At 71.0% G+C, this 15,480-nt stretch carries 12 protein-coding genes; 5 read left to right on the forward strand and 7 right to left on the reverse strand.

Annotation, left to right across the window (positions count from 1 at the left end; genetic code table 11):
* Positions 1-50 precede the first annotated feature (50 nt).
* The gene (locus ACZ6TV_RS34600; RefSeq protein WP_465301931.1) at positions 51-599 is read right to left on the reverse strand and encodes an SbtR family transcriptional regulator; all 549 of its coding nucleotides are present in this window, start codon (positions 597-599) and stop codon (positions 51-53) included.
* 87 nt (positions 600-686) lie between these two features.
* Between ACZ6TV_RS34600 and ACZ6TV_RS34605 the strand changes: the two genes are divergently transcribed.
* The 3 genes from ACZ6TV_RS34605 to ACZ6TV_RS34615 are packed head-to-tail and all read left to right on the forward strand — an operon-like array spanning position 687 to position 3,769.
* Entirely contained in the window at positions 687-1,952 is a 1,266-nt protein-coding gene (locus tag ACZ6TV_RS34605; protein ID WP_465301933.1) for an aldo/keto reductase, read from the forward strand.
* A 51-nt stretch (positions 1,953-2,003) separates the two neighbouring features.
* Positions 2,004-2,636: a class I SAM-dependent methyltransferase family protein gene (locus tag ACZ6TV_RS34610; protein WP_465301935.1), complete on the forward strand. Its 633-nt coding sequence runs from the start codon at positions 2,004-2,006 to the stop codon at positions 2,634-2,636.
* Between the two features lie 44 nt (positions 2,637-2,680).
* Complete coding sequence (locus tag ACZ6TV_RS34615) at positions 2,681-3,769, forward strand: baeRF3 domain-containing protein (RefSeq protein WP_465301937.1); 1,089 nt, start codon at positions 2,681-2,683, stop codon at positions 3,767-3,769.
* A gap of 14 nt (positions 3,770-3,783) precedes the next feature.
* Here ACZ6TV_RS34615 and ACZ6TV_RS34620 read toward each other — a convergent pair whose 3' ends face one another.
* Positions 3,784-4,350, reverse strand: coding sequence for a TetR/AcrR family transcriptional regulator (locus tag ACZ6TV_RS34620; protein ID WP_465301939.1), 567 nt, complete (start codon positions 4,348-4,350; stop codon positions 3,784-3,786).
* Positions 4,351-4,435: 85 nt separating this feature from the next.
* Between ACZ6TV_RS34620 and ACZ6TV_RS34625 the strand changes: the two genes are divergently transcribed.
* The gene (locus tag ACZ6TV_RS34625) at positions 4,436-5,053 is read left to right on the forward strand and encodes an NAD(P)-dependent oxidoreductase (RefSeq protein ID WP_465301941.1); all 618 of its coding nucleotides are present in this window, start codon (positions 4,436-4,438) and stop codon (positions 5,051-5,053) included.
* 301 nt (positions 5,054-5,354) lie between these two features.
* Here the strand turns inward: ACZ6TV_RS34625 and ACZ6TV_RS34630 are convergent, their stop codons facing one another.
* The 4 genes from ACZ6TV_RS34630 to ACZ6TV_RS34645 all read right to left on the reverse strand — a co-directional run bounded on the left by ACZ6TV_RS34630 (position 5,355) and on the right by ACZ6TV_RS34645 (position 9,387).
* The gene (locus tag ACZ6TV_RS34630) at positions 5,355-7,124 is read right to left on the reverse strand and encodes an ABC transporter substrate-binding protein (RefSeq protein WP_465301943.1); all 1,770 of its coding nucleotides are present in this window, start codon (positions 7,122-7,124) and stop codon (positions 5,355-5,357) included.
* A 281-nt stretch (positions 7,125-7,405) separates the two neighbouring features.
* Entirely contained in the window at positions 7,406-7,816 is a 411-nt protein-coding gene (locus tag ACZ6TV_RS34635) for an RpiB/LacA/LacB family sugar-phosphate isomerase (protein WP_465301945.1), read from the reverse strand.
* A 17-nt stretch (positions 7,817-7,833) separates the two neighbouring features.
* Positions 7,834-8,424 (reverse strand): hypothetical protein, encoded by a 591-nt coding sequence (locus tag ACZ6TV_RS34640; RefSeq protein WP_465301947.1) that lies wholly within the window; start codon positions 8,422-8,424, stop codon positions 7,834-7,836.
* Positions 8,425-8,445: 21 nt separating this feature from the next.
* Positions 8,446-9,387, reverse strand: a complete 942-nt coding sequence (locus tag ACZ6TV_RS34645) for a DMT family transporter (RefSeq protein ID WP_465301949.1) — start codon at positions 9,385-9,387, stop codon at positions 8,446-8,448.
* On the opposite strand from ACZ6TV_RS34645, the gene ACZ6TV_RS34650 reads away from it, so the two are divergent.
* Positions 9,386-10,771 (forward strand): aminotransferase-like domain-containing protein, encoded by a 1,386-nt coding sequence (locus ACZ6TV_RS34650; protein WP_465301951.1) that lies wholly within the window; start codon positions 9,386-9,388, stop codon positions 10,769-10,771. The two genes, ACZ6TV_RS34645 and ACZ6TV_RS34650, sit on opposite strands and share 2 nt — an antisense overlap.
* Positions 10,772-10,816: 45 nt before the next feature.
* On the opposite strand, the gene ACZ6TV_RS34655 is transcribed toward ACZ6TV_RS34650, so the two are convergent.
* Positions 10,817-15,097, reverse strand: a complete 4,281-nt coding sequence (locus ACZ6TV_RS34655; protein ID WP_465301953.1) for a galactose-binding domain-containing protein — start codon at positions 15,095-15,097, stop codon at positions 10,817-10,819.
* Between the last annotated feature and the right edge of the window lie 383 nt (positions 15,098-15,480).

The following is a 15,480-nucleotide window of genomic DNA, read 5'->3' on the forward strand; positions in this document are numbered from 1 at the left end:
TGGAATTCAAGCTTCAGGATTCAACGACTGTCAATATATGGCCATCCCGACTATGGGGCGCGCAGCCCGTCGAAGAGGAGGCGGAGGGTCCGGTCGCGCAGCCCGTCGTCCCACTGGTGCCGCTCCGCGCCCAGGCACGCCGAGCTGAGCAGGGCGAGCACCTCGGGCATCGCGAGGTCGGCGCGGATCGCGCCGGCCGCCTGCGCCCGTCCCAGCAGCGCCTCGATGGCGGCGCGCATGTCGCCGCCGATGCCGCCGAGCCCCTCCTTCGGATCGAGGCCGGCACCGGCGACCGCGTCGGCGATGGCCTTCTTGCGGGCGGACTCGGCGACGATGCGGGTGAAGAACGCGAAGAACGCCGCCGCCGGGTCCGCCGCGGTGCGCAGCGGATCAGAGAACTCCACCAGGCGGCGCATCCGCTCCACGACGATCGCCTGCAGCAGCGCCTCCCGGGTCGGGAAGTGCCGGTAGATGGTGCCGAGGCCGACCCCCGCCCGCTCGGCGACGGCGCGCATCGAGACCGCGAGGCCGTCGCGGGCCAGGACCTCCTCGGCCGCCTCCAGGACCCGCCCCCTGTTGCGTTCGGCGTCGGCCCGCACGCTTCACCACCTGTCGTTGACAACCGGAACAGCTGTTCCGTATGGTCGCATGCGGAACATTCGTTCCGGATCATACGGGGAGCCGGCATGGACCACGTCAACCTGGGCGCGTCGGGGCTGCGGGTGTCCGCCGCCGCCCTCGGCACGATGAACTTCGGCACCACCGGCGGCGTCCGCGGCTGCGACGAGCCGGCCGCCGCCCGGATCGTCGGCGCGTTCCTCGACGCCGGCCACAACCTGATCGACACCGCCGACGCCTATGCGGGCGGCGAGTCGGAGCGCATCGTCGGCCGGGCGATCCGCGGCCGCCGCGACGAGGTCGTGCTCGCCACGAAGGCCGGCATGCCGCAGGGTCCGGGCCCCAACGACCGCGGCCTGTCCCGGGCGCACCTGACCCGCGCCCTGGAGGCGAGCCTGCGCCGCCTCGGCACCGACCACGTCGACCTCTACCAGTGCCACCAGTGGGACGCCCGCACCCCGGTCGAGGAGACCCTGGCGACCCTCGACGGGTTCGTCCGCGCCGGGAAGGCGCGCTACGTCGGCTGTTCCAACGTCACCGCCGCGCAGCTCGTCGACGCGCACTGGACCGCCGCCCGGCTGCGCGCCACGCCGTTCGTCAGCGTGCAGCCGGAGCTGTCGCTCATCGCCCGGTCCGCGCTCGCCGAGCTGCTGCCCACCGCCGCACGCCTGGGCGTCGGCGCGATCGTGTGGTCGCCGCTGGGCGGCGGCGTCCTCGCCGGCCGTTACCGGGGCGGGACCGTCGAGGACGGCTCGCGGGTCGCCCGGCTGCGGGCGATGGGCACGGACGCGGCACGCGGCTGGGCGGCGTCGATGCTGCAGCCGCGGCACGACTGGCAGGCCGGCCTCGCCGCCGACGTCGCCGCCGGGCTGGGGGCCACCCCGGTCGCCGTCGCGATCGCCTGGGCCAGGCGGCAGGCCGGGGTCACGTCGGTCATCATCGGCCCGCGCACGGCCGGCCAGCTCGCCGACAACCTCGCCGGCTTCGACCTGGACCTGCCGCCCTCGGCACTGGCCCGGCTCGACGACCCCGCGGACCCGGCCGACCTGGTGCGCCGGTATTTCGCCATGTGGCGCACCGGCGACACGTCCACAGTGGACTCGCTGCTGGCGCCGGACTGGACCGACCACGGGCATCCGTCGGTGCGCGGGCCGCACGCCGTGGCGGCGGCCGTCGCCGCCCGCCCGGGCGGCCTCGACGTGCGGCTCGACAGCGTCCTCACCGACGGCGCCACGGTCACCGCCACCGGCTCGGTCGGGGACACCGCGCTCGTCTGGGTCTTCCGCACCGGCGGCGGCCGGCTGGCCTCGCTGCGGACGCACCGGGGCGGCTAGTTCGGGCAACCGGTTCGGACAGCCGGCGCGGGCGTCTAGTTCAATGGGCCGGTGAGCAGAGACTGGGTCGAATGGCACGAGGGCTACGACTCGCCCGGGTCCCCGTTGGCACACCGCCTCGAGGTCGTGCGGCAGAACCTGCGCCGCGCGCTGAGCGCCGCGCCCAGCGCGCCGGACGGCACGCGCCGGATCGTCAGCATCTGCGCCGGCGACGGACGGGACGTGCTGCCCGTCGTCGCCGAGCACGACCGGCGGGTGCGGGCGCTGCTCGTCGAGCTCGACCCCGAGCTCGCCCGCCGGGCCCGGGAGACCGCCGACGACCTCGACCTGCCCGCGGTGGAGGTCAGGACCGCCGACGCGGGCGACGCCGCCACGTATCTCGGCGTGCGTCCGGCGCACATCCTGCTGGCGTGCGGTGTCTTCGGCAACATCAGTCCCGATGACGCACGGCGTACCGTCGCGGCGCTGCCCGCCCTGATCGTCGCCGGCGGCATCGTCATCTGGACCCGCGCCGGCGACGCGAGCCTGCAGGTGCGGTCGTTGTTCGCCGAGCACGGGTTCAACGAGCTGTCCTTCACCGTCCCCGCCGACGCGCAGTTCCGGGTCGGCATGCACCGCCTCGCCGGCCCGGTCCGCCCCGACCCGCTCACCGGGCGGCTGTTCAGCTTCCGGCCTTTCACCTGACCCGGGTGTGCGCGCGTGGCCGTGCGGCGCGCGACGGTGGGCGCATGACGGTGAAGGATCTGGCCACCCTCACGCCGAGCGGCTACCCGGCGGTGTCCCTGCTGATGCCGACCCACCGCACGCCGCCCGCCAACCAGCAGGACCCGATCCGGCTGCGGAACCTCCTCACGGAGACCCGCCGCCGTCTCGAGGCCGACGAGTCGATCCCCGCCGACGTCGCCGCGGCCGTGTACGACGAGATGGCCGAGGCCGCCGCGCACGTCGACCTGCGGCAGGTCGGCGAGGGACTCGCGCTGTTCGCCTCGCCGGGCCAGGTGCACGTCCGCCTCCTCGAGACCCCCGTCGCCGAGCGGGTCGTCGTCGCCGACACCTACGAGATCCGCGACGTCGTCGCCGACGCGGCCCGGCACCACCGGTACTGGGCGCTGGTCCTGTCCGAGCAGCCGACCCGGCTGTGGAGCGGCGACGGCGACCATCTCGTCGAGGTGACGGCGCACGGATTCCCGTTCACGCACGAGGGGCCCGGCGGCGCGCTCGGCCTCCCCCGCGACTACGGCCAGAACCCCAGCGCCCACCGCGACGAACGGCACCGCCAGTTCTTCCGCGACATCTCCACCGCCCTCGCCCGGGTCGACGCCCTCGACACGCGGCCCGTGTTCGTCCTCGGCGTCGAGCGGTACCTGGCCTTCTTCGCCGAGGAGTGGAGCGGCCAGATCGCCGGCACCGTCCCCGGCAACTACGACCATTCCGGTCCGCACGACCTGCACAAGGTGCTCGCCTCGCACCTCGCGGCGCACCACGCCTTCGAGCAGATCGCCGCCCTGGAGCACCTCGACGTGGCGCGCGGCGCGCACCGTTTCGCCGCGGGCCTGCCCGAGGTGTGGCAGCTCGCCCGGCAGGGGCGCGGCGCGCACCTGCTCGTCGAGGAGAGCTTCCACACGCCGGCCTGGATCCACGACGACCACCTGCACCCGGCCGAGCAGCAGCCGACCCGCGGCCCCGCCGGCACCCTCGTCGACGACGCCGTCGACGACGTGGTCGAGCTCGTCGCCCGGCAGAGCGGCGAGGTGACCTTCGTCGGCGACGGCAGCCTCGCCACCGACGGCCGGATCGCGCTGATCCTGCGGTACTGAGCCCGGCGGACCCGTCAGAGGCGCAGCTGGGCGACGAAGGCGGTGGCGGACTCCAGGTCGGCCCGGCAGTCGGTGAAGTGGCCGATGAACGCGAGCTGGAAGCAGGCGCCCAGGAGCAGCCCGGCGACCGCCGCCGGGTCGGCGTCCCCGGCGATCCGGCCGAGGCGCTGCTCGGCGCGCAGGTAGTCGGCGAGGCCCTCGTTGGCGCGGTGCGGGCCGAGGTTCTGGGCGCGGAGCTGGTCGCGGTGGGCGTTGAGGATCGCCGGGTCGGAGAAGATCGAGCCGAACATCGGGAAGCCGTCCCGGTAGAACCCGATGGCGACGGTGGCGAGCTCGGTCAGCGTCCCGCGGACGGTGCCCGTGCCGGCCCGCTCGGGCAGGGTCAGCAGCATCGGGATGAACTGCTGGCCCCGCTCGTGCAGCACCGCCACCATCAGGTCGATCTTGTCGCGGAAGTGCTTGTACAGCGTCGCCTCGGAGTAGCCGGCGGCGCGGGCGATCTCCTTCGTCGTGGAGTTGGCCAGGCCCCGGGTCCGCAGCACCGATGCGGCCGCGTCCAGGATCACGTCACGCGTCCCCAAGGCCCGCTCCCCCTTGACAAGTCAGTGAACACTCACCCACGATTCTAGTGGTTAGTGAGTGCTCACTTACCACGAGGGGGATCGCATGAAACTCACCGTCTTCGGGGCGTCGGGCGGGATCGGCCGCCAGCTCATCGAGCAGGGACTGCGGCTCGGGCACGAGATGACCGCCGTCACCCGCCGCGACCTCGACCTGCCGGGCGCGACCGTGGTCGTCGCGGGGCTGGGCGACGCCGCGGCCCTGGAAGCGGCCGTCGCGGGCCGGGACGCGGTGCTGTCCGCCCTCGGCCACCGCAAGGGCGGCCCCACCACCGTCCAGGCGGACGGCGCCCGGGCCGCCGTCACCGCCATGCGGGCGACCGGCGTCCGCCGCATCGTCTCGGTCGACGCCGCCGGCCGCGTCTCGGACTCCGGCGACGGCCTGCTCATGCGCGCGGTGGCGAAGCCCATCGTGCGGCGGATCCTCAAGGCCAACTTCGACGACCTCGCCGAGGCGGAGCGGGTCCTGCGCGCCAGCGGCCTCGACTGGACCCTGATCAGCCCGCCCCGGCTCACCGACCAGGGGCACCGGCCGTACCGGACCGTGCTCGACCGCGGCATCCGCGGCGGCCGTACCCTGTCGCGCGCCGACGTGGCCGACGCCATGCTGAGGTCCGTCACGGACCAGGCCCACATCCACCACCGCGTCTCCGTCGCCTACTGACCCGCACCGGCCCCTGGGACACGGCGGACGGCCGGGCGGCGCACGGCCGCGGCCCGGGTCCGGCGCGCACCGGATCCGGGCCGGACACCTGCGGCCGCCAAAGAAGGCAAGACGGCCGCAGACGTCACCGCATGCCCGGGAAGTCCCTCGTCGACCCGGGCACGGAGGTTGTGCCTCCCGCATCCGGCGAGCACCGGATCCGGGCAGGACACCCGCGACCGCCCCAAGGAGGCAAGGCAACCGCAGGTGTCACCACATGCCCGGGCAGTCCCTCGTCAAACCCGGGCACGCGCGATCGCGATCAGCTCACCCCGAGGCTGCCGAAGTCGACCATGCCGTAGTACTGGCTGATGTACACGTTGGTGAGGCGGGGGTTGCGGTAGTTGAGCGCCTTGTCGTACGTGAACGGCACCATGACGGCCTCGTCCATGACGATCTTGTTGATCTGGTTCCAGATCTCGGCGGACTTCTTCTGGTCGGGCTCGGCCTTGGCCTGGTCGATGAGCTTGTTGACCTCGGCGTTGTCGATCTCGGAGAAGTTGTTGTTGCCGCTGGGCAGGATCAGGCGACCGTCGACGAGGACGGCCAGGAAGCCCGACGCCGTCGGGAAGTCCGCACCCCAGCCGGCCATCATGAGGCCGTACTGCTTCGAGTGGGTGTTCGACGGCGCGCCGATGGTGGAGCGGAAGTACAGCGAGGCGTCGGTCGGGTCGAGGCGGGCGTTGATGCCGACGTTCTTCAGCGCGGCCTGCAGCGCCTCGGCCGTCTTCGGCTCCTTGCCGGCGTTACGGGTCGCGATGACCGTCTCGAAGCCGTTGGGCTTGCCGCACGCGGCGAGCTCCTCCTTGGCCTTGTCGACCTGCGGCTTGCCCGACTTCGTGTTGAACGGGTCGAGGTTCGGGTCGTGGCCGGCGATGTTCGGCGGCAGCATGTTGGTGGCGATGTCGCCGCCGGCCTCGGGGCCGCCGCGGGCGGTCTGCATGGCGATCTTGTCGGTGGCGTACTGCACGGCCTTGCGGCAGTGGATGTTGTCGAAGGGGGCGACCTTCGTGTTGATGGCGAAGTAGCGGATGAAGCCGGTGGTCGGGGCGTCCGCGTACTTCTTCACGTCGGGGTTGAGCAGGATCTTCGGCTGCGAGCCCTGCTGCACACCGGTCTGCGCGAGGTCGAGGTCGACGTCACCGGCGATGAGCTGGTTGTCGATCTCCTCGTTGGCGGTGCCGAAGGTGACCTCGATGCGGTCCGGCAGCGCCTTGCGGATCGAGTCGGTCTTCTGGTCCCACTGGTCGTTGCGGACGAGCACGGCCTTCTTGCCCTGGTCGTACGACTCGAACTTGTACGGGCCCGAGGACACCGGACGGTTCGCGTACTGCTCACCGTTGTCCTTCGCCTTCGGCACGGGGCCGGCGCCCGGCATCGCGAGCAGGTAGGGGAAGTCGCTCAGCGGCTCCTTGAGCGTGAACACGATGGTCTGGTCGTCGGGGGTCTGCACCGACTTGAGGCCCAGCTTGTCGGGGTCGGTGTCCTTGTACGGGCCGGGGTACTTCTGCCCCTGGTCGAGCACGTCGATGAGGTAGCTCGGCCCGCCGGACAGCACGTCGGAGGCGAAGACCCGCTCCACGCCGTACTTGACGTCCTTCGACGTGATCGGGGTGCCGTCCTCGAACTTCAGCCCGTTGCGCAGGGTGAACGTGTACTTCTTGCCGCCGTCCTCGACCTTCGGCAGGTCCGTGGCCAGGTCGGGGGCGAGGACGAGGCCGTCGTCACCGGGCTTGGCCTGGTTGGTCAGCAGGGTCCGGACGTAGTACCCCTTCATGAAGTTCCAGATGTTCGCGTAGTAGGCGCGCACCGGGTCGTACGAGTCGGGGTTGTCGTGGTTGGTGAGCCGGAGCGTGCCGCCCTTCTTCTCCGACGGGTTGACCACCCCGGTGAGCGCGGCGTTGAAGCCCGAGACACCTTTCTGACCTGCGTCCTTGCTGGTATTGTCGCTGGACGAACCGCCTCCGCAGGCGGACAGCACGAGCGACGCGGTGACCGCTCCGGCCACCAGCGCACCTGTTCTGATATTCACGTGTGTTGAACCTTCCGGATGCCACGACTGTGCGGTCGTGGAGGGTGTTTCGGCACACGGGCAGCACGCATCGCCAGGCGTCCACGATCGACCCTCTACTGTGGACGGGCGCGGGCATGCACCGCGCCCACCATGTGGGTCGTCGAGTCGTCTGTGCTGGGGCTACGAAGCTGCTCGCGTGACGGCGATGTGCGTCGCCGTTCATTGAGCAAAGACCTCGGGCTCCGCGATGCGGTTGCTGAGGTTCAGGTCACGCTTTGGTCAAGCGGTGCCGGTGTCGCTCATTCGAGGAGCGCGATGTTCGCGGACTCCTCCGGGTCGGGGTCCTCGACGGCGAGAAACGCGGCGAGGACCTCGACCGCGACATCCGGCGCGAGGCGCTTGAGGCTCATCGCCAGGACGTTGGCGTCGTTCCAGAGCCGGGCGCCGCGGGCGATCCACGGATCCCAGGCGAGGGCCGCGCGCACGCCGGGCACCTTGTTGGCGGCGATCGCCGTGCCGGTGCCGGTCCAGCACATGACGACGCCGAGGTCGGCGCGGCCCTCGACGACGGCGCGGCCGACGGCGGTGCCGAGGTCCGGCCACGGCGCGCCGGGCACGGCGACGTCCAGCACCTCATGATGCACGGTGAGGTGCTGGACGACGGCCGCGGTGGTCTCGTTGGAGTCGTCGGCGGCGAACGCGATACGCACGCCCCAAAACTAGCTCGTCAGTCGTCCCAGTCGCCGCCGGACGACGAGGTGGCCGCAAGCGAGGACATCATCGACTTCGCCATGCCGAGGAAGTCGGTGCGGACCTTGTCGGGGGTGAGCGCCGCGCCTTCCGGTGCGGTGAGGTTCAGGCTGAGATAGAGGTTGCCGTCGTACAGGTCGAGCTCGTAGAGCAGGCCGCCGGCGGTGGTGTACATGGCGAACGCCTTGGTGCCGAGGTCGGCCACGTCCACGACGGTCGCGCCGGCCGCCACGCTGGCGTCGGCCGCCTTCTTCACCGTGTCGTAGTGGGTGCGCACGTCCGACGCCGAGGAGGGCACGTCGATCATGACGGTCAGCGTGCCGGTGGTCTCGAACGTGACGACGCAGCCCGGGTACGTGCGGCCGAACGCGTTCTTGCTCGTGGGTTGCTGGGCCTTGACGGTGCCGAGCGAGGCGAAGCCCTGCGCGCCGGTGACCGTGGCGCAGGCGTCGGACGGCTTGGCGTAGGAGTTGGTGTCGGCAAAGAAGTACAGAGCCACGCCGCCGCCGCAACAGAGCAGCAGCAGCGCGCCCGCGATGATTCCGAGGATGAGGAAGACTTTCTTCACGCGGTGATGCTGGTGTACGGCTCAACGAAGATCAGTCGCGTAGTGGCCAATGTCGTCAACCCGCCTCGGTGCCGAGCGCAGCCGCTGGGTGAGGGCGACGCACGCCAGTACCATCGCCGCCGCCGCGACGGCGCCCGCCGGCACGTGCTCGTGCAGCAGCAGCGCGGACCACGCCATGGTGAGCACCGGCTGTGAGAGCTGCAGCTGGCCGATCTTCGCGACCCCGCCGCGAGCGAGCCCCGAGTACCAGGCGAAGAACCCCAGGAACATGGAGATGACGGTGACGTAGGCGAACCCGGTCCAGGCGCCCGCCGACGCGTGCGGCGGCCGCAGCGCGACGGAGACCACGGTCACGGCGGTGGTGACGGGCAGCGACAGGACCAGGGCCCAGCAGATGGTGCGGGCACCGCCGAGGTCGCGCGCGAGGGCCCCGCCCTCCGCGTAGCCGAGGCCGCACAGCGCGACGGCGGCGAGCAGGAACAGGTCGGCGAGGCCGACGGAGCCGCGGACGGCGCCGCTGGCCACCAGGAACACCAGCACCGCGACGAGCCCGGCGCCACCGGCGAGCCAGAACGCCGGGGAGGGCCGCTCACCGCTGCGCAGGACGGCGAACCCGGCGGTGATGGCGGGCAGCAGCGCGATGACGACCGCACCGTGCGAGGCGGTGCTGGTCACCAGGGCGAGGGACGTGAAGAGCGGGAAGCCGACGACGACGCCGAGCGCCACGACCGCGAGCCGCCGCCACTGCTGCGGCGTGGGGCGCGGCGCGCGGGTGACCGCGAGATATCCGAGCGCGAGCAGCCCGGCGCCGACGGCCCGGCCGAACGCGACGAACCACGGGTCGAGATCGGCCACCGCGACCCGGGTGGCCGGCAGCGACATGCTGAAGGACAGGACGCCGAGCAGTCCCAGCAGGATCCCTGTTACCGCCCTGGCGGGAGTAACGCTATTCTCGTCTCTCATGAATGACGATAACGCAGCCGCTCGCGTTATCCAAGATCTCCGGGCGCTGGCGACCGCGGCGGCACCGGGGACGCGGCTGCCGACCGTGCGCGAGCTCAGCGCCCGCCATCAGGCGTCGCCGGTGACGGTGACCCGGGCGATCCGCGCGCTGACCGCCGAGGGCGTGCTCGACGCGCAGCCCGGGCGGGGCACGTTCGTCATGCGCAGGCCCCGCGACACCGCGGCGCCCGACCTGAGCTGGCAGTCGATCGCGCTGGGCGCCCGGCCGCCCGGCGAGGACGCGATGCAGGCGCTCCTGGCCGTCCCGCGGCCCGGCATGATCCCGCTGTCCAGCGGCTATCTCGACGCCGACCTGCAGCCCACGGCGGCGCTCGGCGCGGCCCTGGCGCGGGCGGCCCGGCACCCGGCGTCGTGGCAGCGCGGACCGGTCGAGGGGCGCGAGGACCTGCGCGCCTGGTTCGCCCGCACGTCCGGCGGCGGGCTGCGGGCCGAGGACATGTGCATCTGCCCCGGCGGGCAGTCGGCGCTGTCGACCGCGTTCCGGGCGCTGTGCGCGGCCGGCGACACGATCCTCGTGGAGGCGCCGACCTATCTCGGCGCGCTCGCCGCCGCGCGGGCCGCGGGGCTGCGCGTGGTGCCCGTGCCCGCCGACGGCGAAGGGGTGCGGCCGGACCTGCTGGCGGCGGCGTTCCAGCGCACCGGCGCCCGGCTGTTCTACTGCCAGCCGCTGTATGCCAACCCGCACGGCGCGACGCTGTCCGCGGCCCGCCGGCCCGAGGTGATGGCGGCGGTGCGGGCCGCGGGCGCGTTCCTGCTGGAGGACGACTACGCGCGGGACCTGGCGATCGACGACGGCCCGCCGCGGCCGCTCGTCGCCGACGACCCGCACGGGCACGTGGTGTATCTGCGGTCGCTGACCAAGTCGGCCGCGCCCGGGCTGCGGGTCGCGGCGATCGGCGCGCGCGGGGCGGCCGGCGCCCGGCTGCGGGCGGCCCGGGTCCTCGACGACTTCTTCGTCGCGGGGCCGTTGCAGCAGGCGGCGCTCGACCTGGTGACGTCGCCGGCGTGGCCACGGCACCTCAAGGCGTTGTCCGCCCAGCTGCGGGTCCGTCGTGCGGTGCTCCTCGAGGAGCTGGCGGTGCGGGCACCGACGCTGCGGACGGAAACCGTGCCGGCCGGTGGGCTGCACGTCTGGGCCCGGCTCCCGCAGGGCGCGGACGACGTCGAGGTCACCAACGCGGCCGCGGCGCGGCAGGTGGTGGTGTTTCCCGGACGGCCGTGGTTCGCGGCCGAGCCGGACGGGGCGTATCTGCGGCTGACCTTCGCCGCCGCCGCGCCGGACCAGCTGCGCGAAGGCGTCCGCAGACTCGCGGCGGCGATGTGAAACGGGGCCGCTCTGGCAAGAGCGGCCCCGTTCGCTGAGCGGGTGTTACGGGTTGACGGTGATGACGAGCAGGGTCGGGTTCAGGTTCCTGATGTTGATGTAGTTGTTCGTCATCGTCAGGTTGTTGAACGTGACCTGGCCCCGGGCGGGACCCTGGCCGGCTTCCGGCAGCTCGTTCGCCCAGATCGCGTAGCCGGACTTCGCGTCGAACGCGTCACCGGAGCGCTGGGCGCCGGAGATCGTGATGTTCGTGAAGATGGTGTCCGTGATCGGGTTCTGCGGCGAGCTTCCGACATAGTTCGTCTGGAACATGATGCCGGAGTAGGTCGGGTCGATGATGTCCACGTCGTTGACCCGGATGCCCTGGAACACCTTGGATGCGGAGAACACCCAGATGGCTCCGAAGACCTGACTGCCCCAGAAGTGGCCGCCGGCGCGGACGATGGAGATGTTCGAGAACTGGGTGGGCGGGCTCGCACCGAAACCGTTCATCGGGTAGCCGAAGTCGAGCGAGCTGATGGTGATGCCGCTGTAGACCAGGGTGTCCGCGATGTAGATGTTCCGGAACGTGTTCGCGTACCCGCCGTAGACCGCGAGCCCGGCGGCACGCCAGGTCAGGGTCGTGGACAGGTTCTCGTAGATGTTGTCCTTCTCGTCGGAGCCACCGGCGTCGATCGCCGAGAACAACGCGAACGCGTCGTCACCGGTCGAGCGGGCGTCGTTGTTGGTGACCAGGTTGTTGGTGCTGCCGTTGGTCATGTTGATGCCGTCGGCGAAGGTGTCCCGGATCCGCGAGTTCTTGATCGTCACGAAGTCCGTGTTGGCGCCCCAGTACATGCAGACCATGTGCTCGGTCCAGATGTTGTCGATCGTCATGTTGGCCACGTTGGACCAGTCGAAGACCTTGCCGGGACCGTCGTTGCGGATGATGTAGTTACCGAAGTAGGCGAAGCCGGAGAACGTCGAACCGTTGGCGGTCGAGTCGGCCCGGAAGCCCACGTCGGTGTTGTCCTGCGTGGACGGTGCGTAGAACCGGGTGAACCACGGGCCGGCGCCGATGACCTTGATCGCCTTGCCGTAGACCTGGAACTTGCTGGCCGTCTGGTAGTCGCCGGGCGGCAGGTAGACACCGAGGGCGGTGGTGCTCTGCCGGGCCTGGCTCAGGGCGTTGTCGACGTCCTGGTGGGTGAAGCCGGCCGGGACGATGTACTTCGTCGGGTCCGGGTTCGGGATGACCGTGGCCTGCTCGAGGTTGATGAAGTCGACCGCGATCGGGCCCGTGTTGGCGGCGTCCTTCTGCAGCTTGATCGTGGCACCGGCCGCGACCGTGGTGCCGAGCAGGACGTTCGCCTCGTCGTAGATGTGGCGCGGGCCGGTGCCGGAGTTCTGCGGCGCCGTCTCGTTGCCGTACAGCCACGCGTACTTCGACGTCAGGGCGATGTTCTTCAGGTACGTGCCGTTGACGTAGATGTTGAGCGTGGTGTTGGTGTTGTCCGGGATCGAGAACCGCACGACGAGCGTGTTGGTCTGCGCCTTGGTCGTCCACTGCACGTAGTTGCCCGTGCTGTTGAGGTTGACCGCCCGGCGGCCCGACGCCTCACCGGCGATGTCGCCGACGGTGCGGTTCGGGCCGACGACCTGCGCGCCGCCGCCGACGGTGCCGTCCTCGGCCTCGTACATGTCGTACGGCATGTTCGCGCCGCGGCCGACGAAGAACGAGGTGGTGGAGGTGTTGTTGGCCTGCTTGACCGACAGCTCGTTGGTGTCCGCGGCGATCACCGTGGTCACCGTGTACTTGCCGTTGGCCGCAGTCCACGTGCCCAGGTTGACCGGGGCGGTGGTGGCGCCGGCGTTGATCACGCCGGTGTAGGAGCCGGTCAGCGTCTTGACGGTCGCGCCGCTGGTGGCGTCCTTGACGGTCACCGTGATGCCGTGGGCGCCGCCGGCCGAGGCCTGCGTGCCCTGGTTCTTGATGGCGACGGAGAACGTGACGGTGTTGCCCGCCGACGGGTTGCTCGGCGACCAGCCCGAGGGCGACGCCAGCAGGTCGGAGGTCTGCACCGGCGCGACGGTGAACGCCGACCCGGTGAAGGTGTTGTTCGAGTCGTCCTGCTCGACGACCGTGTTGCTCTCGTCGACCTTCGCGATCGGCGTGTAGGAGCCCGCGTCGCGGGCGCCGATGGAGGCCGTCACGTTGGCGGTCGCGCCGGCCGCGAGGGCGCCGACGTTGGCCGTGCCGACGAGCGTGGTGCCGAAGTAGAACTTGACGTTCGTCGCCGCCGAGCCCGCGCTGCCCTGGTTCTTCACCGTGGCGGTGAGGCTGATGGCGTCGGTCTCGATCGGGTTCGCCGGCGTCTTGGAGATGGCGGTGACGACGAGGTCCGGGTTCGGCGCGGCGACGCCGAAGACCTGGAACTCGGCGATCTGCCCGCTCGGGGCGCCGGTGTTGGAGTTGATCTTCAGCTGGACGTCCGCGACGCGGGCGGTCAGCGTGATGTCGACGCTGTTGCCGGTGGCCGGGTCGAAGCGGTAGTCACGGGCCGGCACCAGGCTGGTGAGGCCGGACGCGCTCTGCTCGCGGCCGAGGACCTCGATGTTCTGGGTCCGGGCACCCCACGAGGAGCTGGGGTCGAGCTTCAGCGTGATCTTGCTGATGTCGGCGTTCGCACCCAGGTTGGAGGTCAGGGTGGCCGGGAAGCCGCCCGCGCCCTCCCAGTAGGTGGTGACGCTGTTGTCCACCGCGTTGGCCGGGATGAACGTGAAGATCGAGCCGTTGGCCGTGACCGGCTTGTTCACCGAGAGGTTGGTGCCGGTCGGCGGGTTGCCGGTGCCGGTGCGGGTGACGGTGTTGCTCGCCGCGGAGTTGTTGCCGGCGGCGTCGACCGCCTTCACCTGGTAGGACACCGTCGCCGTGTCGGGCTGGTTGTCGGTGTACGTGAGCACCGTGCCGGCCACGTTGGCCCGGTAGGAGCCGTTGGCGTAGATGTCGTAGCGCCCGATCGAGCCGCTGTTGTCCGTGGACGCGGACCAGGTCAGCTTGATCTGGCCGCTCGCCGGCTGGGTGTAGGCCAGGTTCGACGGGGCGGTCGGCGCCTGCGTGTCCGCGACGGTGCCGGTGCGGGTGACGGTGTTGCTCTGCGCCGACTGGTTGCCGGCCGCGTCGCGGGCCTTCACGAAGTACTGCACCGTGGCGGTGTCGGGCTGCGAGTCGGTGTAGGTCAGCACGCCGCCCGCGACGCTGGTGCGCAGGGCCCCGTTGGCGTAGACGTCGTAACCCGCGATCGAGCCGCTGTTGTCCGTCGAGGCGGACCAGGTCAGCTTGATCTGGCCGCTCGCCGGCTGGGTGTAGGCCAGGTTCGACGGGGCGGTCGGCGCCTGCGTGTCACCCGTCGACGGCCCGTAGACCTCGAGCTCGGACAGCTGCGCGGCGGCCCAGCCCGTGTTCGCCGAGACGCTCACCCGGATGTAGCGGGTGGTCAGCTGCGTGAACGGGATGGTGACCGTGTTGCCGGTGCCCTGGTTGAACTCGTACGACGCGGAGCCCACGATGTTGGTGAACGTCGTCCCGGTGGTGCTGCCCTGCAGGGTCAGCGTCTGGCTGCGGGTGCCCCAGTTGGTGGGCAGCTTCAGCACGACGGAGCTGACCGGCACGGCCGAGCCCAGGTCGACCTGCACCCACTGCGGCAGCGCGCCGGTGCTCTCCCAGTAGGAGCCCTGGTTGCCGTCGCCGGCGTTGGACGCCGAGTAGGGGGCGTTGGTGCTGCTGGAGGAGAACGTCTTGCCCGAGGCGAGGTTGGTGCTCGAGGACGCGACGCCGTAGATCTCGAACTCGGAGATCTGCGCGGCCGGCCAGCCGGTGTTGGCGGTGAGGTTGATCCGCACGTACCGGGCGTTGGACGCCTGGAAGTTGATGGTGACGGTGTTCTGCTGGGCCGGGTTGAAGCTGTACCCCAGCGAGCCGGCGATCGTGCTGAACGAGGTGCCGTCCTGGCTGCCGGTCACCGACAGGGTCTGCGTCCGCGTCGCCCAGGCGGTGTCGTTGGGCAGCTTCAGCTTGATCTGGTCGATGTTCTTGGAGCTGCCCAGGTCGATCTGCGCCCACTGCGGGAAGGCGTTGTTGGCGCTCTCCCAGTAGGTGGCCTGGTTGCCGTCGTTGATGTTGCCGATGCCGTTGGCGCCGTTGGTGCTGCTCGACGTGGCGGGTCGGCCGCTGGCCAGGTTGGGGCCACCGGCGGCCTGCGCCGGCAGCATGTGCGCCGTAACCGCGACCAGGGCTGCCACGGCGAACGCCGAGAGCACCCTTCGCGTCACGTGCCTCTTACTCATCGCGATCCTCTTGGTTCAGACGGGGTGTGCCCGGGAGAGCACGGTGCGGGGAGTTGGCGGCTCCACTGAGGGACCAGGTGCAGGCGGTGTGGTGCGGTGCGGCTGCGCGACCTGTTGGCGGGGCGGTCACGCTGCTCGTGCTTGGGGTCTGACGGGACCTTGTTGGCTTCTTGCACAGCGTTGGCCCAAATGTTGCAGACTTGCTACCGAGAAGTCAACGTCTGTCGCTGGAAACCAGAGGCGCGCGGTTCTGTGGCATCTCGTGGGGTTCCCGCGTTGGATCGTGGGCACCTCGACACGGGTGTTGAAATGAGTTTCGAAACGTTCCGGATTCGTTGCCCACAGGTCTGGTGTTGCCGGGAGGTTTCGTGGTTGATTCGTCG

This window comes from Dactylosporangium sp. NPDC051087, assembly GCF_055586325.1.